We start from the raw sequence: 22,293 nt of genomic DNA, 5'->3' as shown, positions 1-22,293 counted from the left end.
ATATACTTGATCAGTCAAGTATATGTGGAGTTTAATAATGAAAAAAAGTGCTACAGAGCTTATTTTAAGCCAGTCTTTAATGAGTACGACAATTAACAAAAAAATGGACTCATGCCTTATGCCGCATGGACTGAGCTTTACCGAGTTTTCGATCATGCATCAAATCGCTAGTTCGACTGCTGGAGTACTAAGCCGAATTGTTCTTGCTGAATCCGTAGGACTTACCGCCTCTGGTGTAACGCGCCTTTTGAATCCAATGATCAAACACCGAGTAGTGGAAAAAGTGGAGAATCCACGGGATGCTAGACAAAGTATGGTGGCACTGACACCAGTCGGAAAAGAGCTATATCAAGACGCTCTAGTATCAGTTAACTATGGGTGCGAAGCGATCTTAAACCTATTTAGTGACGATGAACTGATCCAGCTAGAAGCCCTGCTAAACAAGATCAAAGCTTAAGTATTGCGATAGTTTGGACCACCGCCACTCTCTGGGGGTGTCCACTCGATATTTTGTGAAGGGTCTTTAATATCGCAGGTTTTACAATGAAGGCAATTGGCGGAATTAATCTGAAAGCGAGGGTTATTATCCTTATCTATTACTTCATAAACCCCTGCGGGACAATAGCGTTGGCTGGGTTCATCAAAAAATGAAAGGTGTGTGGATATAGGCAATTGATGATCTGTTAAGTGTAAATGATTGGGTTGGTCCTCGACGTGCTGGGTGGCGGAAAGGTAAAGCGATGAAGGCCTGTCGAATGAGAGCACACCATCGGGCTTTCCATAGTGGATCGGGTGACAACGATCTTTCCCGCGAAGGTGTAAGTAATCTGCTTTCGGGGCCTTTATTGACCAAATAGGTTCTCCGTTAGGTAACAGTGGGAGCAGACGCTGCTCTGCAAAGTTGAGTGCTCCGCCAAATAATGTTCCAAATTTGTGGATGGTGCCAGTAAAGTTCTGGCTTTGTTTCAATTCGCGGTAAAGCCACGAGTTCTTAAAGTGCTTATCGTAATCGGGCGTATCGCATTGTTCGTCGCTCTTTAGTGCTTCTACGATAGATTCTGCTGCCAAACAGGCCGATTTGATTGCACAGTGTACACCTTTAATTTTGGCGGGGTTAAGTGTCCCTGCATCACATCCTACAACCACACCTCCGGGGAAGCTCTGTTTGGGTAAAGAATAAAGGCCTCCTTTTGTAATGGCTCTTGCCCCAAAGGCAATTCTCTCCCCTTGAGATAAAAGTCTGGCAATAATGGGGTGGTGTTTGAATTTTTGGAACTCCATAAATGGGTCTAAATAGGTGTTGTGGTAACTAAGATCGACGATTAAGCCTAAGCTAACTTGGTGATTAGCCATATGGTAGAGAAAGCCACCGCCAGTTGTGCCACTTTCATTTAAAGGCCAACCGATGGTGTGTAAGATTGAACCCTCGTTAAACTCTGTAGCGTCTTCAGGTAGCTGCCACACCTCCTTGATTCCCAGCGCATAATGCTGAGCGGTACACCCCTTGTCTAGCGCAAAGTGTTCAATGAGCTTTTTGCCCAAGTGCCCACGACAACCTTCTGAAAAAATGGTGTATTTGGCTGCTAGTTCAAGTCCCGCTTGAAAGTTGGGCTTGTGCTCGCCTTTTTCATTAACGCCAATATCTTTGGTGATTATGCCGTCGACTCTTTGAGATTCTCCCCATAACAAGTCTTGTGCAGCGAAACCCGCAAACACATTGACGCCCAACGATTCGGCTTGTTCACCCAACCAGCGACACAATGATGACAAGCTGAGCAAATAACTATTTGGGTTTTTAAGCGAGGGGGGGGTAAAACAGTTGGGAACTGCAGTGCAGCGATTTTGGTTGTGTAAATAGACCAAGGCTTCGGTGTTGGCGTGTACTGCGTTAACGGCATCGGCTTGGTGCCAGTTAGGTAGTAACTCGTCAAGAGCTCTAGACTCTACCAATGATCCAGAAACGATGTGTCCACCAATTTCACTGGCCTTATCGAGGACGCATATCGACAGCGAAAGTTGGTGCTCCTTTGACAACTGTGCGAGCTTTATCGCCGCTGTTAGCCCCGCAGGTCCGGCTCCTACAACTACTACGTCGAACTCCATACGTTCCCGTTTCATCTGTACACCTGCTTTTACTGATAAGGATAACTATAAATATAGTCCAGTTGACGTAAACGTAAACTAAGCTAGTCTCAAACTATATATGTTAAGTGTTTATACGACCTGTTCATTGACTTAACGAAAGGTTAAGCAGTGATTGTGTGCCGTAGGTGCGTAAAGGGGAGGGGACAATGAAAATATTAGTTTCCATTAAACGCGTGATAGACCCTTACTCAAAAGTAAGGATTAATAAGGATAACACTGATGTTGTTCAGCAAAACATGAAGATGGTGATTAACCCGTTTTGCGAAATTGCACTAGAAGAAGCGATAAGACTCAAAGAGCGGAACATAGCACAAGAAATCGTTGTTGTAAGTATAGGGTCGTTAGAAGTACAGGAACAACTGCGAACAGCTCTAGCACTTGGGGCTGACAGAGCAATTCACATTGAATGTGATTTAAAACTTGAGCCGCTAAATATCGCCAAACTCTTAAAAGCAGTGAATGATAGAGAAAAAGCACAATTGATATTAATGGGTAAGCAATCTATTGATAGCGACAATAATCAGACTGCACAAATGTTGGCGGCACTAATGAATCGACCACAAGCAACGTTTGCTTCAAACCTTGCAGTTTCAGACGGCTGGGCGAAAGTGACAAGAGAAGTGGATGATGGGTTAGAAGAGTTGGCGATAGAACTACCTGCGGTCGTTAGCACCGATCTGAGGTTAAACGAGCCGCGCTATCCAACATTGCCAAACATTATGAAAGCGAAAAGCAAACCTCTCGATACTCTTACGCCTGAAGACCTTAAAGTGGTGATAACACAATCACAAAGGGTACTTGAAGTCATACCACCACCACAAAGGAGTGGAGGGGTGAAAGTTGAGAGTGTTGACCAACTGGTAGAAGCGCTGAAAAGTCGCTCAGAGCTGTTTAGCTAAGGAGCAAGTGATGGAAACCACCAAACCTAGAGCTTTGGTTATTGCAGAGCACGATAACCACACTTTGTTTAATCACACACAAAAAGCCGTTTCAGCAGCGTTGACTATCGATAAAGACATAGAAGTCAGTGTTCTCGTGATTGGATACAATGACGATACTGGCACTGAGTTGGAAGATACCGTCGCCGTGCAAGCCTCGAAAATACGAGGTGTTGATGAAGTTATACAGGTAAACAGCCCCCAGTATGGCATGCAGCTTGCAGAAAATGTGTCTAAAGTTGTTGTTGATGTGGCGAGAAATTATAGCCATGTACTTTGCTGTTCTACGACCTTTGGAAAAGACCTACTGCCCAGAGTTGCAGCCTTGCTCGACGTGGGGCAGATATCCGATGTTTTACAAATTTTGGATAAGAATACCTATGTACGGCCCATATACGCGGGAAATGCGCTTGAAAAAGTTACAAGTGAAGATAAGCATCAAGTGTTTACAGTTCGCTCGACTAGCTTTGTTTCGTTAACCGAACAAGAGCAGTGCCCAGTTAAGGTGCTTGAATGTGTATATGAGTCATCTATGACAAGGCAAGTCACCAAACAAGCAAGCATTTCTGAACGGCCTGATTTAATTACGGCAAAAGTGGTTGTTTCAGGTGGGCGTGGATTAGGCAGTAAAGAGCAGTTTAACTTGGTGGAGAAGTTGGCAGATAAACTGGGAGGTGCCGTGGGTGCGTCTAGGGCTGCGGTAGATGCAGGCTACATTTCCAACGACTATCAAGTCGGGCAGACTGGTAAAGTGGTTTCCCCTGAGCTCTATATTGCAGTGGGAATTTCTGGTGCAATTCAACATTTAGCGGGAATGAAAGACTCAGGTGTCATCGTGGCGATAAACAGTGATCCAGATGCTCCAATATTTGAACTTGCAGACTATGGTTTGGTTGGAGACCTGTTCGATATCATGCCTAAACTGATAGAGGCGATCCCTGAGATAAACAGTTAACGGATATCGATAATTAACAAAAGGGGCATAAGCCCCTTTTTAATGCTGTGCTACCGCTTGTTTTGCAGGTGCATACTGAGCGCTTTTACAAACCTAGCCGCTTCCCCGCCAGTACAGGCACGGTGATCAAATGTTATCGAAAGTGGTAATGATTTGATTGCAACCACTTGGCCTTCTCGAATCTGAACTTTGTCCATTATTCTACCCGCACCGACTATGGCTACTTGTGGCGGTGTTACAACAGGCGTAGCGAACAAACCAGCAATCGCACCAAAGTTAGATAAGGTAATGGTGGCATGTTGAAGTTGCTCGCGGCCTATCTTTCTTTCGCGTATCCCTAGAATGGTTTTGTCGAGCCACTTTCTAATCTGTTCGGATGAGTATTCGTCCGCAGCTCGAAGCACGGGAACGTAAAGGCCGTGTGAGCTGTCAACGGCTATGCTATATTCACATGAGAGTGTACACAGCGCGTCATGGTTTGCGCGTCAAACCACGCGTTCAGCGCTGGTTCTTCCTGGCAGGCGTATACGATGGCCTCAATCAATCGGCTTGATATGTCCTGAGTTCCAAACCAGTCAGTGATATCTGCCTCTTCGGTGATGGTAACGGCGGCAACGTGTTTGTGAGACTCCGCCATGGACGCAACCATAGTTCTCCGAGCGCCTTTTAGTACTTCTGTCCCCGGTTTTTGCTTGTCGCACTCCCGATAGATGTCTGCATCAAGGATTGTCCCATCAGGCCCAGAACCGCGTACTTTGCCAAGGTCTACCCCCAATTTTTGCGCTAGTAAACGAGCCGATGGAAGGGCGCTGATGAGAGACTCATCGATTTCATTGTCGTTTCCCACCCAAAATTGGTCGACATCCACATCACAACTTTGAGCCGCCACATTACCGACAACTGTTGCTGCATCAGACTTGTTGACGGCTTCAGCTTGGTTTGTGTGGTCATCAATTTCCAATAGTAAACTACCCACGCCTAACACGTCGCCTACCTCGCCGTGCCGGCTAATGATCACTCCAGTACAAGGGGCGGGAACCTCGACGACGGCTTTAGCGGTTTCTACGGTCAATACGATTTGGTCTATCTCAACAGCATCACCGACATTGACGTGCCATTTAATAATTTCTGACTCAGCTAAACCCTCTCCTAAATCGGGAAGTGCGAATGCATTCATAGCCAGCCCTCCATCATGTCTTTTACTTGTAGAACAATGTCTTGTTCTTGAATTAGAAACAGGTCTTCGTTTCGATAGTAGGGCATTATGGTATCCATTCCCGTCAAACGTTTGGGCGGCGCTTTTAGAAGGCACATCGCTTCTTCACATACGCGTGCAAGAATTTCTGATCCTACACCGCAATTTTTACTTGCTTCGTGCACGACAAGAAGACGCCCTGTTTTTTGAATTGACTTTAAAATTGTCGCCATATCAATGGGTTTGATACTCGCAAGGTCAATGACTTCAGTTTCTATTCCTTGTTTGGAAAGGGTGTTTGCAGCCTGCAGGGATTCAACGACACAAGCTCCCCAAGTCACAAGCGTTAAGTCTCGCCCTTTTCTTAACGTATAACAGGTATCTAATGGTAAGGCTTGGCCATTGTCGTCTACGTTTGATTTAACAGTGCGATAAATTCTCTTGGGTTCAAAAAACATCACGGGATCAGGACTTCTTATGGCTGCGAGTAAAAAGCCGTATGCCCGCTGAGGAGAGGAGGGAATGACCACTTTAAAGCCCGGTATATGGGCAAAAAGGGCCTCAACACTTTCTGAATGATGCTCTGGTGCATGGATACCACCGCCGAAAGGCGCTCGAAATACTGCCTGACAGGTCAATCTTCCTCGGGTCCGATTTCGCATTCTTGCTGCGTGACAAATCAAGTGCTCAAGCGCTGGGAACACAAAACCTTGGAACTGAAATTCAGCGACAGGTTTAAGCCCTTGAGTAGCCATGCCAACTGAAACGCCGCCAATAAGCGCTTCTGCCAGCGGTGAGTCGATGACTCTGCGCAATCCAAATTTGTCCTTTAAACCTACAGTTGCTCTAAACACGCCGCCGTTATCACCAACGTCTTCGCCAATAACAATGACTTTCTCGTCCTTTTCCATTTCGTAATGAAGTGCGAGGTTCACCGCTTCAACTAAAGTGAGTTCAGCCATGTTTGCCTCCTTGAGTACGGAGCGACTTGCCAATGATATAGTCGCGCTGTTTGCGCAAATCTGGAGTTAAGGATTCATAAAGGTAGTCGAATCCGGATTCTGGGGGTTCTGGAACTAGGGATAGGTAGTTTTCCACCGCTGTTTCGATGATTGCTTTGCACTCTTGTGACCAATCTTGTTCTTGGCTTTCATCCCATAGTTTTTGGTCCTGCAGATACTGTTTTAGTCGTGAAATGGGTTCGTATTGCCACGCAGTATCGAGTTCGTCTTGTTTTCTGTAGCGAGTTGCATCGTCTGCGGTTGTATGGTCACTAAGTCGATAGCTCACCGCTTCGATTAATGTGGGGCCCTTTCCTTTGCGTGCTTGATCTAGGGCTGTGGTTACTGCTTGGTACATTGCAACAACATCATTGCCATCGACAGTAACACCAGAAATACCAGCCCCTTTTGCCTTTTCAGAGAGAAAATCGGCGGCGCACTGTAGAGAGCGAGGTACGGAAATCGCCCATTGATTGTTGTTTACGACAAACACCAATGGTAGGTTCCATGCCCCTGCACAGTTTATGGATTCTAAAAAATCCCCCTTAGAGGTTGCGCCATCACCACATGTCACTAGAGCTGCGTGATGGTCACCTTCAATTTTTAACGCAGAAGCAACGCCGACGGCATGAGTACATTGGGTAGCAATGGGGACACAAAAAGGGAGGTCGCGACACTTTTCATCTGGAGAGGGCGCAACCTGAATTTTGGCTGATTGATTGGGTTGGATTGAAAAATGGCTACCTCTTTCGTCTCCCCCCCAGTATTGAAGGTTTTTTTCCATTGCGATACCTCTCACCCACATGGCGGGCATGTCGCGATAGTAAGGAATAAAAACGTCATGGTGTGATAAGGCGTACCCAACAGCTATTCCAACGGCTTCTGCACCAAGATGTGAAGGATAGGTACCTAGTTTGCCTGTCCGTTGCAGTGCGACCGCTTTGTGGTCATAAGCGCGGGTTAACGCCATGTCTTTATAAAATCCAATTAGCATCTCTGGGGTAGCCCAATCAGGTAAAGGGCGAGTCAATTTGCCAAGGTGGTCGACATAGCGGACCATAGGTAAAGATTGTACATTCATACTGATCTCCTAATCGCACCGCAAATGATTACGGTCACTGTCTGACTATGGAAATACCGAATTCATTATCGATGACGTCTAGTTGTCGCTGTCTTGAGCCGTATAATTGACTTCTACTGCAAATATCCCTGATAACGAAACAGAACTTTGGCATCACCAGTGGTTTAAGTGTAATAACAATGTAAATAACGTGTTAATTTGCCGGTTGATTAAACAGTAAAGTTTTGCTTACACTCGAAATAAAAAAGTGAATTAAATGCCATTAAAACATCAAGGTAGAAATGATCTATACGCCAAAGGTCAAAGGTGGTTAGCTGGTGATAAATGTTAAATCTGTATGCTTTTAACTGGATGCGATGGCTCAATTTTGAGTTTTATTCTTCACCTGCCAAAGCGATAACACTGTCAGAAATTAGGTGAGATGAGTCTAGGGTTTGACAATGAGAGGCAGATAAATATGGATTTAGCATAACATTCGCCATAGGCCGTTAGTTTCTGTCTCTCTTCTCAATATCTTTATGAATTATCGTCAAAAAAAACAGAAACAACGAAAGTCATAGGTGGTTTTTGTATTATGTGAAGCGCAAAAGTGAGTAGCTTGTGGTGACTGGTTGGCTAACCATTTGAAAATGCACATTAATATTATATGTATGGTTTAGGTTTTTTGAATCATTAATAATGATAACTAAACTCGTTATTAATGAGCTATCACATACAGCTTCTCTCCACTTCGTCACTCTCAAGTTCGTCAATGGGTAAATTGTTGGAAATTACCACTTTTTTGCTGATCGCGATTTACAACTTTAACAAACGCTAATCTATACTAATTTATGAAAAGTATTGTTGTGTTGTCATTGCTGTTCTTACCCAAATAGCGAGTCCGTATGTGGGACCTAAGGAAACAAAATGGGAAGACGAAATCAAACCATTATTGACGAAGAAGTTCTATTCGAGGAAGAGCTAGTTTCTACTACCGATTTACGTGGAGTGATAACATACGCCAATCCAGCCTTTTCGAGAGTATCTGGCTTTCTGCTCGAAGAGTTGGTTGGAAAAAATCACAACTTGGTTCGCCATCCCGATATGCCAAAAGCGGCCTTTAAAGACCTTTGGTCAAACCTTCAAGCGGGACATTCATGGCGAGGAGCGGTAAAAAATCGATGCAAAGACGGTCGTTACTATTGGGTTGATGCTTTTGTTACTCCGATTTTTAAACAAGGGAAAGTCATTGGCTACCAATCGGTCCGTCTTCCACTCGATGCTAATATCAAATCACAAGCCTCAGAGCTGTATAAAAAGGTCAATTCTGGCAAGCGTATTGTTCCTATTTTCTCAGCATTTAGTCGCAGACTTATCGTCTTTGCAATACTGAGTATCGCATTAATTGTCGGGACATTTTACTACTCTTGGTTGGCACTTGGCCTACCTTTATTGCCGTTTCTCATGTTTTATTCGGAGCTGCTGAAAGCGCCCGGTTTTTATGCAAAATTAGCTTCTGACTACGATAGTGTATCTAGGTTTGTGTACAGTGGACACGAACCCTACAGCCATGCAGATTTTCATTTAAAAATTCAACAGGGCAAGCTGAGAACTATAGTGGGAAGAATCACTGACAGTTGCACGGACTTACAAACCAGTGCTAACAGTCTCAAAGGGGCGGCGAGTTCCACCAAGCAAGGCGTCGAGAAAGAAGCAGCAGAGCTTATTCAAGTCTCTACAGCGGTAGGAGAAATGGTTTCAACGATTGACGAAGTTGCACAAAGTACGACAACCACTTCGCAACGAGTCGCTCAAGCGAATAAAGAGTGCGACGATGCAAACAAATTAATGCAGCAAACGATGCAGACTATTCAGGAACTTTCGACTGAAATTGAACAATCATCTCAATCGGCAGGTGAGTTGACCGAGGAAGCCGAAAAGATCGGTGGGATCATGGATGAAATCAAAGGGATCGCTGAGCAAACCAATTTACTGGCACTAAATGCTGCAATTGAAGCGGCGAGGGCGGGTGAGCACGGAAGAGGGTTTGCGGTGGTTGCCGATGAGGTGAGACAGTTATCGAGTCGTACAAACGATGCAACTGAGCAAATTCAAACTTCGATTAGTGAAATTCAAACCACTCTAAAATCATGGGTTGAAGCCATGACAAAAGAAATGACGGCGGTAGAGAATTGTGTAGAACAAGCGCAGAGTTCTCAAGAAGCTGTCAATCGCGTTACCGAGCACATTGATGATATTTCTGGTTTAGCGATGCAGATTTCCAGCGCAGCGGAAGAACAAAGCCTAGTATCACACGAAATAAGCCGAAACATAGTGAATATTAATGATTCTTCACAAGACAATGCCAAGCAAGCAGATATAGTCAGTGATGAGAGTGGAGAAATTACAGATAAGATCGATTCGTTAGCCGGGTTAGGCAAAACGTTTGGGGTGAAATAGAGTCGGGGACGAAGAACTGGGTTTGCTCAACGTCCCCGGTGTGAGTTCTGTTACGCGTTAATAATTTCGCTATCTTCAACTAGGTTATTAATCCATTTTTTAGATTGGATTCTTTGGGTGAGTAACACGACTTTGACTGCTTCATCAAGTAGCATGACACTCAAAACCCAATCAAGTGGCCATCCCAGTATTAATCCTGTGTAATAGGCAAGTGGAATACCGACTCCCCATTGACCAAACAGGTCGATAAAAATGGTGTAATTGATATCGCCACCACTTTTTAATACCCCACCTATTCCTACCATATTAAAAACTTTCAGCACCAGCCCAAATGCCATGATGACGCAAACATTGAGAGCGGTATCTAAATCGGTCAGAGTTGACTTTGAAAGCAAGTATTCGATATAGGGGGTACTTGCCAGTACAAATACGGCCAAAATAGCGGCCAAACCTGTGCTTATAATGACGTACCACCAAGCGGTTTGTTCAACTCTTTGATACTGTTTTGCACCAATTTCATTACCTAAGATAATTGAAGCTGCCACGGAAAAACCGAGAAAGGCTGAGATAAGGACACCTTCGATAGGCAAGAGCAAAGAGATAGTTGCCAGTGAAGTGACGCCAAGCTGACCAATAATAATGTTATACATCATTGTTCCTGCGCCCCAAAAGGTGGTTTGTAGACACATTGGGGCGGCGATTTTAATGTAGCGTTTAAGGTTTGCTACTTTGCGCCCTAATTCTAAGTCACTTAACGTGGGAAACAGCCATAGCTGATTTTTACGAGCGATGTAGAACAAGGTAATGGTTTGAAACAGTCTAGATAGGCTAGTACCAATCGCCGCTCCAGCTACGCCAAGCTCTGGGAAGCCAAACATGCCAAATATGAGTAACGCATTTAAAATAACGTTGACGACTATGGTGACCAAGCTTACATAAGTGGGCATCTTGGCAATACCCACGGCACGTAGGGTACTTTCAAGCGGTACGACGGCAACCGTAAGAAAAAGACTTGCACCAGTTAATAGCAGATATTCAGAAGCTAGAGGCAGATATTGCACATCGTCTGAGGCAAGTGAGACCACGCTTTGGGGGGCGACTAGATAGAGTATGCAAAATGGAGTGGTAACGAGTAAGGCTGCTATCCACGACTGTGCTAATGTTACGCGAATTCCAGTGTTGTTTTTTGCACCATAATATTGAGAAGCTAGCACGCTAACCGCACTGCTTACTCCGAAAATAACCACGAGATTGAAAAAGAAGACTCGATTTCCAACCCCGACAGCGGCAGTGGCAGCTTCGCCTAACTGCCCCACCATAAATATATCGACAACACCCAAAAGAGAGAACATCGCTGACTGCAAAGACACTGGGAATCCAATAGAGACCAATTTAGACCAAAAATCTCTGTCGAGGTGACGTAGTGTGTTTGTCATCGCATAACTCCTCTTATCAAACTGTAAAAATTGTAAAGAACAATCAAAGTTATGTATGTTCTAAAAACATCAAAAAGTATTGCGAAACTATCAAATGCACGAAAAGCAGCAGAGCCTTAACATTTCGGAAAAAACCCATCATGAGTTTATCAGCCATGATCAAATTTTGGCGATGGAAGATGCTGGAATTTTGCAAACTGGAATTGCCCATTGCCGAGAGAGCTTTACCGTAGCGCGTAAAGGGTATAACTGTATTCTTTTGCTTTACACTGTAAAAGGGAAGGGGAAGCTCCATGCAGAAGGGCGGAGTTGGATCCTTGAAGAGGGAAGCGTTGCAGTTATCCCACCCGATATTGAATATTGCTTTCACATATATGAAGAGGAGTGGCAAATCTCTTGGTTGTTTATTAACCCTCAATCAGAAATTGGGTGCACTTACCCTAAACACGTTTACTACAGGCTAACCAGTGTTTCAGAAGCCATGTATGCGGTTATTTTACTATTGCTGAGGTCGCGGAGTCTAACAGCAGAAGTGAGTGTTGCTATTTGTCTTAGTGCAATAGAGCAAATGAAGTTGTTACTTAGTAAGGTCAATGAAAAGAAACTCAGTGATAAGGCTCTGAAGTTAAAGAGGGTTTTTGACCATGTACAGTGTCACCTTCACAAAGAGTGGGATGTAGAGCAACTTTCGGCACTCTATCCTTGTTCAGCTCCGCACTTTCATCGGTTGTGCTTAGCAAATTTTGGTCATAGCCCTAAACAGCATTTGACGCGAATGCGCATGGAGTATGCATCTAGACTGCTAACCTCTACCGAGTGGCCAATACAGCACATTGGAGAAATTGTCGGCTACCCAATCCCTGCAAATTTTGCGGCGCGCTTTAAAACTTGGAGCGGTTCTACCCCAAAAGAATATCGTACTGTTAACAGAATAAATCTATACTCAGATGTGCGTGATGATGCTTAATCTGGACAAAGTGGAGTTCGGCTATAAACTTTAAATATAAAGTTTAATAAAACTTCTAATAAATAGTAACAAACAGCTAGTTGGCTTATCACCTATACATGGATAAATAGGCGACGCATATTTGGGAAGCGTCGAAAAGGTAGGACGATGAAAATAGCTTCAAAAATTGTATTGGCAAGCACACTGCTTTGTAGCCTTGCCGTTATTGCGACTGGTACATTTCTCGGTTGGAAAGCGAAGCAATTAACCGAGGAGGCGTTGTTTAAGAGAGCTTCCGATCAACTGATTTCAGTAGAAACAATTAAAAAGAGTGAAATTGAAAGCTATTTCCAACAGATTAAAGGCCAACTGCTGACCACGGCAAATAGTGTTTCTACGCAGGATGCAATGGCGGCATTCACGCAGGAGTACAACCGATACCCAACTAACAGGGTTACGGCTAACGACCACGGCAAATTAAAACAGTACTACCAAAGCCAGTTTGGTAAAACCTACCTCGATGCCAATAATGGTCAATCGGCCAACGAGTTAGATATTTTCAACAACCTCAGCGCAAAGGCCAAGGCGTTGCAAAGTCGGTATATTGGCGTCAATTCTCACCCCCTTGGCAGTAAGCACGAACTATTGGCTGACGATCTAGGCACGGGTTACGACCAAGTTCACCAAAAATATCACCCCAGTATTAAGGGCTTCTTGGAAGAGTTTGGCTACTACGATATTTTCCTCATCGATTTAGATGGCAATGTGGTTTATTCCGTGTTTAAAGAGTTGGACTACGCAACCAATCTAAATTCTGGTCCCTATCGTTCAAGTGGCTTAGCAACGGCATATAAAGGTGCACTAAGCAAAGGAGGGGGCGAATACCACCTAGAGGATTTTTATCCCTATTTGCCTTCTTATGAAGCGGCCGCTTCTTTTATTGGCACGCCAATAGAAAAAGATGGGAAAACCATCGGTGTAGTCGTTTTCCAAATGCCGGTGGATGAAATCAATAACATCATGACCTTTAATCAAAAATGGGCGGATTCGGGCCTCGGTGAGTCTGGAGAAACGTACTTGATTGGCCCAGATCAACTGCTGCGCAGCCAATCAAGGTTTTTAATTGAAGATCCAGACAGTTATTTTGAACTCTTATCTGACGCCGGAGTAAGTCAAAGTGTCCTCGCGCAAATCAAGGGTAAGGGTTCTGCGATAGGTCGACAAAAAATAGACAGCTCCACCGCAAACAGTGCATTGAGCAACCAAACGGGAGTAGAAGTGGTTGTCGACTACAGAGGCAAAGAAGTGCTTTCTGCGTACGCGCCCATCGATGCAGCAGGACTGAAATGGGGCATCCTAACGGAAATTGACAAAGACGAAGCTCTGGCGGAAATGTCTACTCTTATCAGTTCAATCATAGTGACGGTTTTGGTTTGTATCGTAGTGGTTGTGATTGCCGCTATAGTGCTCTCATATCTTGTTGGTAATGGTATTGCTAAGCCGATTAGAACGGCGAGCCAAAAAATTCAATCAATTAGTAGTCACAACGATTTGACCCAAAGATTAGCAGAAGACGGTAAAGATGAAGTGACTATGCTGGCGGTTTCTCTTAATCAACTGTTTGCACACTTACAAAATATTATTAGTCAGTTTGGAGAAGCAACACACAATCTGAATTCCGACACTTCTTCAATGTCAAACAATATGAATACAACGCGAGTGGCGGTCGATGACCAAAGCCACCGCTCAGAGTCTGTTGCAACGGCAGTGAATGAGATGAGCGCCTCTATTGCGGAAGTTGCGCAGTTTGCTACCCGCGCCGCTGACTATGTGAAAATGGCCAATGAAGCAGGCAAAGAAGGGGTGACGGTCGGTAATGACTTGGGGAACGAAATTGGTCAACTGAGTGAAGAGATGCAAACCGCTGTTGATGCCATCAAACGCTTGAGCACGGAAAGTCAATCTATCGCAGAAGTGCTAGATGTGATTCAGGGTATCGCAGAACAGACCAATCTACTTGCCTTAAACGCTGCCATTGAGGCGGCACGCGCTGGGGAACAAGGACGTGGCTTTGCTGTAGTAGCTGATGAAGTTAGAAACCTAGCTGGAAGAACTCAGCAATCAACGGAAGAAATTCGCAATAAAATAGATGCATTGCAAAAAGAAACCAGTGACGTATCGCAAAGTATCGAGCACGCCAACGCTACGGTAGTCACTGGGGTTGAATCGTGTGAAAGGAACACGGAAAAACTAAATCAAATTGTCGGTATGCTGGATGAGTTGAATGAAATGAACATTCAAATCGCCGCAGCAACGGAAGAGCAGAAAGCTGTTACCGATGAGATAAGCGGAAACATAACATCGATAGCCGATGCGTCTGCCTCAGTCTCTTCTCAGGTGAACGATGTGGATTCGGTATTACAACAGCTCTCTGCTCAATCTAAGCAACTGAACAGAGAAGTCGATCAGTTTAAATACTAATAATCCTATTCTGCTCGACTGGCAAAACGGATCGAAAAGTAGCAGATGGCCGCCAAAACAAACGGAATGACGGCGGCCGTCCATTCTGTCCATGCCATATGCGCAAAGCTTTTAGCTAAGATCAGGTGTCCCAGCACTAAGAGTAATGCGCATACGATAGCGAGTACCATAAGGGTCATTTGTGAGCGTACTGACATTGGTTTCATTCTATTGCTCCATCTTTAATACAGGGTTATTGAACCATAGTTTTAGATAACAGAGATAGAACAGTTGAACGTATAAAAAATAGAACAGTTAATTATTTGCCAGCTTTGCTAATTTACCAATGGCCTTAGATATATTTTCGTCAAATGTATACGACGTATTAAGGCGAAGGTGGTGAGAAAACGATTGATCGCTACTGAACATAATACCCGGCGCGATGGAGATACCTTCCTTTAAAGCGCCTTCATACAACTGTCGAATATTGACTTGTTTAGGTAAAGACAACCAAGCAAAGTACCCACCGTCTCCGGAATAGACTTGCGCCGTATCGCCGAAGGCTTTCTGCAAGCAATTTACATGTTGTTCCTTGCGCCTTGCTAGGCTAGTTCTTAGTTTTCGCAAATGGTGATCGAAACTGTAGTAGGTCAGGTAATTGACGATACCTAATTGAGTCGGTACGCCACTGGACAAAGTGGACATAAGTTGGGCGCGTTGGATTTCTTCACTTCTTTGGTTGGCAACCACCCAGCCTACTCGAAATCCGGGGGCCAATGATTTCGAGAAAGAGCCGCAAAGCAAAGAATCACATTGAGCGGACAGCGCTTTTATAGGAAGTGGAGGATTGGTGCCTGAATAAAGCTCGGCATACACGTCATCTTCGATCAGAGGCACTTGGTGTGCATTGAGAATGGTAGCGAGTTGCAGCTTTTTCTCTGTCGATAACGTATATCCGGTAGGGTTTTGCATGTTGGTCATCAACCAACAGGCTTTAATTGGCAAGCTCGATAGCGCAGCCGATAGCGAGGAAACATCAATGCCTTCGATAGGGTCAGTGGGGATCTCTACCGCTTTCAAGTTGAGTCTTTCAATGGCTTGAAGCGCACCGTAAAACGCTGGTGATTCAATGGCAACCAGATCGCCTGGCTTGGTAACAGATTGCAAGCTTAAAGAGAGCGCTTCCAGTGCACCGCTAGTGATGACAATATCATCTGGGGTTACATTCAACCCCTTCTCACAATACCTTCTGGCGATAAACCGGCGAAGGTCTATGCTGCCGGGAGGAAGGTTGGCGATTGAACTATCACTGGGCATGTTTCTTGTGGCATTAGCAATGCAACGCGAAAGAGTGCGATGGGGAAATAAACTGGGATCTGGGAATGCAGAAGCGAAAGGTACCAGTTTCGGATCTTTGCCCCTTTGAAGTACGTCGAACAGCAAGTCGTTAATTCGAACTTCTTTAGATACCAAGTTTTCTGAACAGGGCAAGGTATCTTCTGCATGTTGAGCGGTGACATAGTATCCAGACTGAGGTCTAGACTGAACCAATCCTTGGCTTTCAAGCATTTGGTATGCTTGCAGTACAGTGGCAATACTGCTGTCATAACGACGACAGCTTGCGCGAATAGACGGAAGTTTATCTCCGCTTCGCCAAACACCGTTCAAGATCATGTCTTGTAACTGCTTAGCGATTATCTGGTACTTGGGCATAAAAGTGGGATTGAATAAGAATTTGTTCTAACAATACCGAGATGTCGCAGGCAAGCACAGAACTATTGCCGACAGAGGTTTAACAGTGTGTAGCACGTCACAGTGTCACATACCATTTATTGGGCTTCATCAACCTCATATCTCTGATTATTGTGCTAATACTTATTAATAGAAAGTAATACACAAACAGAGGCAGATAATGTCACTTTTTGCGGATAGAAGAAGCCCGAAGCAAAGCGACCAAGTAGATACTGTTAGAGTTTTTACAGCAGACCCTTGGAAGGTGTTGTTGGTGGATGACGACCAGCAGATGCACCAGATCACCAAACTGGCTTTAAATGGGTTTGAATTTCAGTCACGTCCCCTAGAGCTTATCTCGGCGCTGTCAGCCAAAGAGGCAAAAGAGCACTTAAAGACAAACAGTGATATTGCCCTGGCACTTATTGATGTGGTGATGGAAACTGAGCATGCAGGGTTAGAACTGGTTCACTATATTCGCAAGGAGCTTAACAACTCTCTAATTAGGCTTGTTTTGAGAACAGGGCAGGCGGGTAGTGCGCCTGAGGATACAGTGATCCGTGACTATGAGATTGATGATTACAAAGAGAAGACAGAATTAACAACGCAAAAGATCAAAACGCTGCTCTACTCTATGCTGAGATCCTATCGAGATTTGATGTTGATTGAAGTGCAAAAACAGGGGCTAAGCCAAGTTATTCAGGCCTCTGCCAACGTCCAAAACACATCAAGTTTGCAAACCTATGCCTCGTCGGTGTTGAGTCAAATGACTTCCTTACTGAAACTCAAGTCGTCAGCATTTTACTGTTTGGTTCAACCTAACCCTCAAGGGGAGCAATGTCGCGCTTTAACGTTAGCCGCGACAGGGGGCTATGTGAACTTTGCAAACCAGTGCGATATGGACTTGTTCCCCGAACAAGTGGCTCAGCGCTGTAAACAAGTCTTACAGCGCAAAAAGAGCGAGCAATTTGGTGATGCCTACGTATTGTTTTTTGGTGATGACAATGGGGTGGACAATTTGCTCTATGTAAACTTAGATCAAGAGCTTAGTGAACTCGACCAGAGTCTATTGCATATATACATGCAAAATATAGGATTGACGTTTGAAAACATTAATTTGTTAGATGACTTAAGAGAGACGTCAAAAGAGTTGGTATACAACCTTGCCAATGCCGTAGAAGCGAGAAGCAAAGAGACAGGTGCACACGTTCAACGGGTGTCGCTTATATGTGAACGCCTTGGTGAGTTGTATGGCTTAAGCGAGCAAGAAACCCAACTACTAAAACACGCTTCCCCCCTTCACGATGTTGGAAAAGTAGCTATTCCAGACGCAATACTCCACAAGCCGGGCAAACTGACCGAAGAAGAGTGGAAAATCATGCAGCGCCACGTCGAATTTGGTGTGGAGATACTTAGTCAATCTAAGCGAAAGCTGATCAACTTCGCAAAGGAAATCGCAGCCTATCATCACGAAAAGTGGGATGGAACGGGCTACCCTAATCAACTTAAAGGGGAAGATATCCCCGTCTGTGGTCGAATCGCGGCTTTAGCCGATGTATTCGATGCGCTTGGATCTAAAAGAAGTTACAAAGAGCCGTGGGCAGAAGATGACATCATGCAAGAGATCTTGGCGCAAAAAGGTCGGCACTTTGATCCAGTTTTAGTTGACTTGATGGTCGACAACTGGAATGAGTTTGTTGAAATTAGAAGTCGTTACCCAGATTAGAGCTATGCTTTAACACTGGGTAAAAGCACTTGGTTCTATTGAGAAAGGTGACAGGGAAGTACTAATGTGAAGTGCACTCCTTGCCCAAGTTTAGAGTCAAATTTTAATTCGCCATCTAGCTTTTGAGTGACAAGGTTAAAGACCAGATTCAGTCCTAGTCCTGACCCGCCTTTGCCCCGTTTTGTCGTATAAAAGGGTTCAAATATTCGCTTGTGATTCTCTTGTTTTACTCCAATGCCATTGTCCATATATTCAATCACTAGGTTGTCGTCTTGTAAGTAGTAATGAACTTGAATACTGGGGCTTCGAACATCGGAAAACGCGTGATTGACGCTGTTTAACACCAAGTTTGACACCACTTGCGTGAGGACGCCAGGTAAGCTGTAGACAACGACCGATGGGTCTCCGGAAACGGTTGGAGCAACAGGGACTTTTCTCGTTTCAGGGTGTAAGCTTGCAATCAAAGCGGAAAGAACTTGATTAACATTGAACTCGCATCTGGCTTCCGATACTTGGTCGACAGCAGTTTGCTTAAAATCTTGAACGAGTTTGGCTGCCCGATTTAAGTTGTTTTCGAGAAGATCAGTGCTTTGATGCATGGATTCCAATTGGCGAGCAAAGTGGTCACTGGTAAGGGTATCTGCGTCAAAGTGTTTGGAAAGAGAGTCTAAACTGTCTTTGAGTATTGACGTCGCAGTGACTGATATCCCAAGTGGCGTGTTTACTTCATGGGCGACTCCTGCCACAAGCCCACCTAATGCCGCTAGTTTTTCTGATTCGATCAACTGCTCTTGAGCTCTAGTCAGTTGTTCTACCTTTTCATTTAAGTCTAAGGTTCGCTCCGCGACTTTGCGCTCTAGTTCTTGGTTGAGGTTCTCTAGTTCGATTTGGCTGTTTTTAATCTCAGTGATATCAATAGCGCTTCCTCTAAACCCCATAAACTTATTCTTTTCAAATCGAGCGTAACCTTGGAATATTTTAAAGTGCTCAAAACCGTCATAGGTGATAGGGATTTCCACTTGCTGAAAGCTTTGTTGCTTAAGCAGTTGAGTTCGAAATATCTTCTCGTTTGAAAAAACGGGTAAATCAAGTAACAACGGGTGGCTAAAGACATCAATATCTAATGCCGAAGCCATGGAATCCGAGCAGTACCTTAGCGTTCCCAGCTCATCGGTTTCCCACAGCCAATCAGAGGAGACGTGCGCGAAATCTGACAAACGTTCTTGTTCCTGTTTTATGCTGCGATAAAGCAAGTGGACATTAGACGATATTTTGTTGGTTTCTTCACCTAGCCAATCGAGCTCATCCCCTTTCTCCATCAACCAGACGTTGTGACCGACCTCTAATGGTTTCGCTGGGTGACGGGGATTGAATTCGCGCAAATATTTGGCAATGCGGAAAATTCGTCGATTAATACTCTCGTGGAAGACAACAAGAATAAATCCACATACTAAAGTGGTTTTTATCGCATTGAGTATCAGTGTAATAAAAAACTGTTTGAACAATAGAGCATAGATTTCATCGGCATCAGACTCGACAAAGACAGTACCTACGTGTTCGACCTGCTCATTGGTCAATGTGACCACTAAGGGAAATTGGCTTTTAACGGCATTGCCTCAACAGCAGTCCCCGCGCTAAAAGCGTATTGTTGCGACTTAATTTGTAAATATTGAATATCTGGCAAGTTGACTAAACCATCAAGACGCTGCTGTAACAGAACTAAATCAAAGCTCCACATAGAGGTAGCCAGAAGGGGACCGTGAATGTTTGCGACTTCATAATGCCGTTGGTCTACGCTGGAAAACTCTGCCTTGTAGTCCCAGTAAAACTGCAGCAAAGACATCATCAGTGTAAAAGCCCCGCTCAGCAAAATCAGGATCAAAATGATGCGTCGGCCGATTAAGCTATACAGGGGATTGTTGAGACTATCTTCGAATTGTTGAGATCTACTCATTGACCTTGATAATGATTTTGTCATTTAACTAAAGTATAGCCATAGGTAGCGTGTAGTATTTAAATTATCAATTTATTTAAGTATCTAGCGACTAACTAGCGAGTGGAACTACAATTAATAATAAAGGCCAGTTTAGGAGTGAAGGTGTTGAGGGGTTGGATACTAGTAATATGGATTTTTACTGCTTCTGTTCAAGCTACAGATATCCTTGTTATAGAAAGCTACCACAAAGAATTTTTATGGGATGCGAACTATCTAAAAGGGATCACCAAGGAAATACCCAGAGAATATAAAATTGAAACCTTTGAAATGAATACTAAGCGTTTGCCACGAGAGTTGTACGAAGAGCAAGCGCAAAAGGCTTTTCAAGTCTACAAAGAGCACAAACCCAAAATAGTTATTCTCGGTGATGACAACGCGTTGAGTTTTATGCTTCCCAAGCTGTACGACGAAGAGATCAGCATCGTCTTCTTAGGGGTCAACTCAAACCCGCGAAAGTTGATGCAAAACTATCAAGGGAGAGCACAAATAACAGGTATATTGGAACAGCCATTATTTATTCGAAATGTCGGTGAAATAGGGGCGTTGTTGCCACCGGATAAAAAGAAGATAAAAGTCATGTTTGACTCGGGCGTTACCTCTGGGATTGCCAATGACTATATGCAGCAACAGTACGACATGATAAGTCGGTCATTGGGAATAGAGGTCGAGTTATTTACCATTGCGACTCAGCAGGATTGGAAAGAAACGCTACTTTCAGCCAAAGACGACGACACCGGCGCCGTGATAGTTGGGCTTTATCAAACCCTAGTGGATGAACAGGGTAAAAGTGTGGATGCTGACTCAATACTGAGTTGGACGAATAAACACTCTCCAGTTCCTCTTTTTGGTTTTTGGGATTTTTCTATTGGTGAAGGCAAAGCGGCTGGTGGGGTAGTTTTGTTTGGTGAAAGCCAAGGTAGAAAAGCTGGGCAAATCAGTCGAATGATTCTCGAAGGGGAAAAAAGTGCACAAGAGATCCCTATCCAGATTGGGATACACGGCCGTGCGATTTACAACATGGTAGAGATGCAAAGATGGGGGTTAGTGCCGCCAGATCATTGGAAACACCAATAATCCTTGGCTTAGAGTTTTATATTTTTGCGAATTGTCTTAGACTCTTTCGTTCGAAAAACACGGAAGATAAATATGAAATCAGAATTCTTAGCAAAACTGTCAGCGTCACCAGAAACCATCGATTTTAACGATACTATGGCGGTGATTGATGCAAATTACGACTTTACCCCGTCCGCTTTTGTAAATGGTGATACGACTAATGAAGCGGGTCAAAACAACGGTTCTTGTAAGCTATTTGCATTTGCACACCTCAACAAGCTCAATGAAGAGCAGACACTAGCATGCTTTGGAGCGTTTTACCGCGAGGACGTGTTAAAGAACCCAAATGGGGATGACCACCAGAACATTCGCAACTTTATCAAAAGCGGTTGGAGCGGGATTAAGTTTGAAAACCAACCACTGACCGAAAAGTAAAAAAGGCGCGTAAGCGCCTTTTTTACTAGTGTGTAACTCTAGGTAAATGATTATCTAAGCGGCAGTTGTGACAAGCAGCGTCGACACATACAGCTCCCACATTTTTCAACCTTTGAGGTATCACGCCTTTCAATATCAAAGCACCAACAGGTTTCCTTTCCTTGACTGATATCGCAATGGGTAGGTTCACCACAGGTCGGGCATTCGTGTGTTGATTCGCTTTTGTCCAAGCGGTTCATAATTTGTTCCCGTTGCTCATCGGAAAAAGACTTCCAGTTGATAATTTCATCCATGGTTCGATAGCATCCACTGCATATTCCACCATCGTTCTTACACGCTGCTACACAAGGAGTTTTCAAAATGCTGACTCTTTTGATTATTTGTGGCGAAAGATAACGTGGATACACAAACAAAAGCAAAAATAATTATTGCTAATGAGAATCGTTTGCAATAAGATTAACTCAGATACCAAACACGAATATGACGATGATACCTTCGCTTGCTTCAGCCGTCTTTATCGCCGGCCTCGGGAAAAAACTTCGCTTTGCTCACTGGATTATTTCCAGTGCAATTTTTATTACTTTGTTGGTAACGCTTGCGAATCCACAAAACTCACTATTAGTATTAGTGGTGCTTTTTGTTACGGCTCCCTTTTTGGTTCATCTGCGTCTCCCTATGCGTAAATTGCAAATCTTTACGCTTTTACTGGTTATTCCCAATCTTTACTCTGTTTTTACTGCGCTCTAGATAACGGTT

Annotated in this window: 17 protein-coding genes and 2 pseudogenes; 10 read left to right on the top strand and 9 right to left on the bottom strand. The window is 44.1% G+C overall.

Translation table 11 applies throughout. From position 1 onward, the window contains the following. Nucleotides 1-37: 37 nt before the first annotated feature. A complete protein-coding gene (locus tag BLO31_RS12400) occupies nt 38-457 on the top strand; it encodes a MarR family winged helix-turn-helix transcriptional regulator (RefSeq protein ID WP_070966867.1) in 420 nt (139 codons plus the stop codon). Here BLO31_RS12400 and BLO31_RS12395 read toward each other — a convergent pair. Continuing rightward, nucleotides 454-2,118, bottom strand: coding sequence for an electron transfer flavoprotein-ubiquinone oxidoreductase (locus BLO31_RS12395; protein ID WP_070966864.1), 1,665 nt, complete (start codon nt 2,116-2,118; stop codon nt 454-456). The two genes, BLO31_RS12400 and BLO31_RS12395, sit on opposite strands and share 4 nt — an antisense overlap. A 173-nt stretch (nt 2,119-2,291) precedes the next feature. On the opposite strand from BLO31_RS12395, the gene BLO31_RS12390 reads away from it, so the two are divergent. Together BLO31_RS12390 and BLO31_RS12385 are read left to right on the top strand one after the other, a co-directional pair. Further along, complete coding sequence (locus BLO31_RS12390; protein WP_070966860.1) at nt 2,292-3,044, top strand: electron transfer flavoprotein subunit beta/FixA family protein; 753 nt, start codon at nt 2,292-2,294, stop codon at nt 3,042-3,044. A 10-nt stretch (nt 3,045-3,054) separates the two neighbouring features. Further along, nucleotides 3,055-4,038, top strand: a complete 984-nt coding sequence (locus BLO31_RS12385; protein ID WP_070966857.1) for an electron transfer flavoprotein subunit alpha/FixB family protein — start codon at nt 3,055-3,057, stop codon at nt 4,036-4,038. A 50-nt stretch (nt 4,039-4,088) separates the two neighbouring features. On the opposite strand, the pseudogene BLO31_RS12380 reads toward BLO31_RS12385, so the two are convergent. The 3 genes and pseudogenes from BLO31_RS12380 to pdhA form a co-directional block, all read right to left on the bottom strand. Continuing rightward, nucleotides 4,089-5,215: pseudogene (locus BLO31_RS12380) on the bottom strand (dihydrolipoamide acetyltransferase family protein). Continuing rightward, on the bottom strand, nt 5,212-6,195 hold the full coding sequence (locus tag BLO31_RS12375; protein WP_070966854.1) for an alpha-ketoacid dehydrogenase subunit beta: 984 nt from the start codon (nt 6,193-6,195) through the stop codon (nt 5,212-5,214). The pseudogene BLO31_RS12380 and the gene BLO31_RS12375 overlap by 4 nt, the downstream one beginning before the upstream one ends. Then, nucleotides 6,188-7,315, bottom strand: a complete 1,128-nt coding sequence (gene pdhA, locus BLO31_RS12370) for a pyruvate dehydrogenase (acetyl-transferring) E1 component subunit alpha (RefSeq protein ID WP_070966851.1) — start codon at nt 7,313-7,315, stop codon at nt 6,188-6,190. The genes BLO31_RS12375 and pdhA overlap by 8 nt, the downstream gene beginning before the upstream one ends. Before the next feature lie 906 nt (nt 7,316-8,221). On the opposite strand from pdhA, the gene BLO31_RS12365 reads away from it, so the two are divergent. Next, entirely contained in the window at nt 8,222-9,754 is a 1,533-nt protein-coding gene (locus tag BLO31_RS12365; RefSeq protein WP_070966848.1) for a methyl-accepting chemotaxis protein, read from the top strand. A 50-nt stretch (nt 9,755-9,804) separates the two neighbouring features. On the opposite strand, the gene BLO31_RS12360 is transcribed toward BLO31_RS12365, so the two are convergent. Beyond that, the gene (locus BLO31_RS12360) at nt 9,805-11,190 is read right to left on the bottom strand and encodes an MATE family efflux transporter (protein ID WP_070966844.1); all 1,386 of its coding nucleotides are present in this window, start codon (nt 11,188-11,190) and stop codon (nt 9,805-9,807) included. A 94-nt stretch (nt 11,191-11,284) separates the two neighbouring features. Between BLO31_RS12360 and BLO31_RS12355 the strand changes: the two genes are divergently transcribed. Continuing rightward, nucleotides 11,285-12,157, top strand: coding sequence for an AraC family transcriptional regulator (locus tag BLO31_RS12355; RefSeq protein ID WP_070966841.1), 873 nt, complete (start codon nt 11,285-11,287; stop codon nt 12,155-12,157). 147 nt (nt 12,158-12,304) lie between these two features. Further along, nucleotides 12,305-14,617 (top strand): methyl-accepting chemotaxis protein, encoded by a 2,313-nt coding sequence (locus tag BLO31_RS12350; protein ID WP_070966838.1) that lies wholly within the window; start codon nt 12,305-12,307, stop codon nt 14,615-14,617. A gap of 5 nt (nt 14,618-14,622) precedes the next feature. On the opposite strand, the gene BLO31_RS12345 is transcribed toward BLO31_RS12350, so the two are convergent. Then, on the bottom strand, nt 14,623-14,823 hold the full coding sequence (locus BLO31_RS12345; protein WP_070966835.1) for a hypothetical protein: 201 nt from the start codon (nt 14,821-14,823) through the stop codon (nt 14,623-14,625). Between the two features lie 88 nt (nt 14,824-14,911). Continuing rightward, nucleotides 14,912-16,309, bottom strand: coding sequence for an aminotransferase-like domain-containing protein (locus BLO31_RS12340; RefSeq protein ID WP_070966832.1), 1,398 nt, complete (start codon nt 16,307-16,309; stop codon nt 14,912-14,914). A 199-nt stretch (nt 16,310-16,508) separates the two neighbouring features. Between BLO31_RS12340 and BLO31_RS12335 the strand changes: the two genes are divergently transcribed. Further along, nucleotides 16,509-18,053, top strand: a complete 1,545-nt coding sequence (locus BLO31_RS12335) for a DUF3369 domain-containing protein (protein WP_070966828.1) — start codon at nt 16,509-16,511, stop codon at nt 18,051-18,053. 35 nt (nt 18,054-18,088) lie between these two features. Here BLO31_RS12335 and BLO31_RS12330 read toward each other — a convergent pair. Beyond that, nucleotides 18,089-20,007, bottom strand: a pseudogene (locus tag BLO31_RS12330) (sensor histidine kinase). Nucleotides 20,008-20,145: 138 nt separating this feature from the next. Between BLO31_RS12330 and BLO31_RS12325 the strand changes: the two are divergent. Continuing rightward, a complete protein-coding gene (locus BLO31_RS12325) occupies nt 20,146-21,123 on the top strand; it encodes an ABC transporter substrate-binding protein (RefSeq protein WP_425425295.1) in 978 nt (325 codons plus the stop codon). A 72-nt stretch (nt 21,124-21,195) separates the two neighbouring features. Further along, a complete protein-coding gene (locus BLO31_RS12320) occupies nt 21,196-21,537 on the top strand; it encodes a HopJ type III effector protein (RefSeq protein WP_070966824.1) in 342 nt (113 codons plus the stop codon). A 50-nt stretch (nt 21,538-21,587) separates the two neighbouring features. Here the strand turns inward: BLO31_RS12320 and BLO31_RS23140 are convergent, their stop codons facing one another. Further along, complete coding sequence (locus tag BLO31_RS23140) at nt 21,588-21,896, bottom strand: DUF1289 domain-containing protein (RefSeq protein WP_084659801.1); 309 nt, start codon at nt 21,894-21,896, stop codon at nt 21,588-21,590. 121 nt (nt 21,897-22,017) lie between these two features. On the opposite strand from BLO31_RS23140, the gene BLO31_RS24065 reads away from it, so the two are divergent. Continuing rightward, a complete protein-coding gene (locus BLO31_RS24065; RefSeq protein WP_217495124.1) occupies nt 22,018-22,284 on the top strand; it encodes a hypothetical protein in 267 nt (88 codons plus the stop codon). Nucleotides 22,285-22,293 lie beyond the last annotated feature (9 nt).

Origin of the sequence: Vibrio sonorensis (genome assembly GCF_001854765.1) — a bacterium.
GTDB classification, from domain to species: domain Bacteria; phylum Pseudomonadota; class Gammaproteobacteria; order Enterobacterales; family Vibrionaceae; genus Vibrio; species Vibrio sonorensis.
The sequence above is the reverse complement of the archived record's forward strand: the minus strand, read 5'-3'. Positions and strand labels throughout refer to the sequence as shown.

What these genes read in the sequence shown, in the direction of transcription:
- BLO31_RS12340 (WP_070966832.1), bottom strand. Translation starts at nt 16,309, where the DNA reads ATGCCCAAGTACCAGATAATCGCTAAGCAGTTACAAGACATGATCTTG.
- BLO31_RS12365 (WP_070966848.1), top strand. Translation starts at nt 8,222, where the DNA reads ATGGGAAGACGAAATCAAACCATTATTGACGAAGAAGTTCTATTCGAG.
- BLO31_RS12350 (WP_070966838.1), top strand. Translation starts at nt 12,305, where the DNA reads ATGAAAATAGCTTCAAAAATTGTATTGGCAAGCACACTGCTTTGTAGC.
- BLO31_RS12345 (WP_070966835.1), bottom strand. Translation starts at nt 14,823, where the DNA reads ATGAAACCAATGTCAGTACGCTCACAAATGACCCTTATGGTACTCGCT.
- pdhA (WP_070966851.1), bottom strand. Translation starts at nt 7,315, where the DNA reads ATGAATGTACAATCTTTACCTATGGTCCGCTATGTCGACCACCTTGGC.
- BLO31_RS12320 (WP_070966824.1), top strand. Translation starts at nt 21,196, where the DNA reads ATGAAATCAGAATTCTTAGCAAAACTGTCAGCGTCACCAGAAACCATC.
- BLO31_RS12390 (WP_070966860.1), top strand. Translation starts at nt 2,292, where the DNA reads ATGAAAATATTAGTTTCCATTAAACGCGTGATAGACCCTTACTCAAAA.
- BLO31_RS24065 (WP_217495124.1), top strand. Translation starts at nt 22,018, where the DNA reads ATGACGATGATACCTTCGCTTGCTTCAGCCGTCTTTATCGCCGGCCTC.
- BLO31_RS12400 (WP_070966867.1), top strand. Translation starts at nt 38, where the DNA reads ATGAAAAAAAGTGCTACAGAGCTTATTTTAAGCCAGTCTTTAATGAGT.
- BLO31_RS12385 (WP_070966857.1), top strand. Translation starts at nt 3,055, where the DNA reads ATGGAAACCACCAAACCTAGAGCTTTGGTTATTGCAGAGCACGATAAC.
- BLO31_RS12375 (WP_070966854.1), bottom strand. Translation starts at nt 6,195, where the DNA reads ATGGCTGAACTCACTTTAGTTGAAGCGGTGAACCTCGCACTTCATTAC.
- BLO31_RS12355 (WP_070966841.1), top strand. Translation starts at nt 11,285, where the DNA reads ATGCACGAAAAGCAGCAGAGCCTTAACATTTCGGAAAAAACCCATCAT.
- BLO31_RS12335 (WP_070966828.1), top strand. Translation starts at nt 16,509, where the DNA reads ATGTCACTTTTTGCGGATAGAAGAAGCCCGAAGCAAAGCGACCAAGTA.
- BLO31_RS12360 (WP_070966844.1), bottom strand. Translation starts at nt 11,190, where the DNA reads ATGACAAACACACTACGTCACCTCGACAGAGATTTTTGGTCTAAATTG.
- BLO31_RS12395 (WP_070966864.1), bottom strand. Translation starts at nt 2,118, where the DNA reads ATGAAACGGGAACGTATGGAGTTCGACGTAGTAGTTGTAGGAGCCGGA.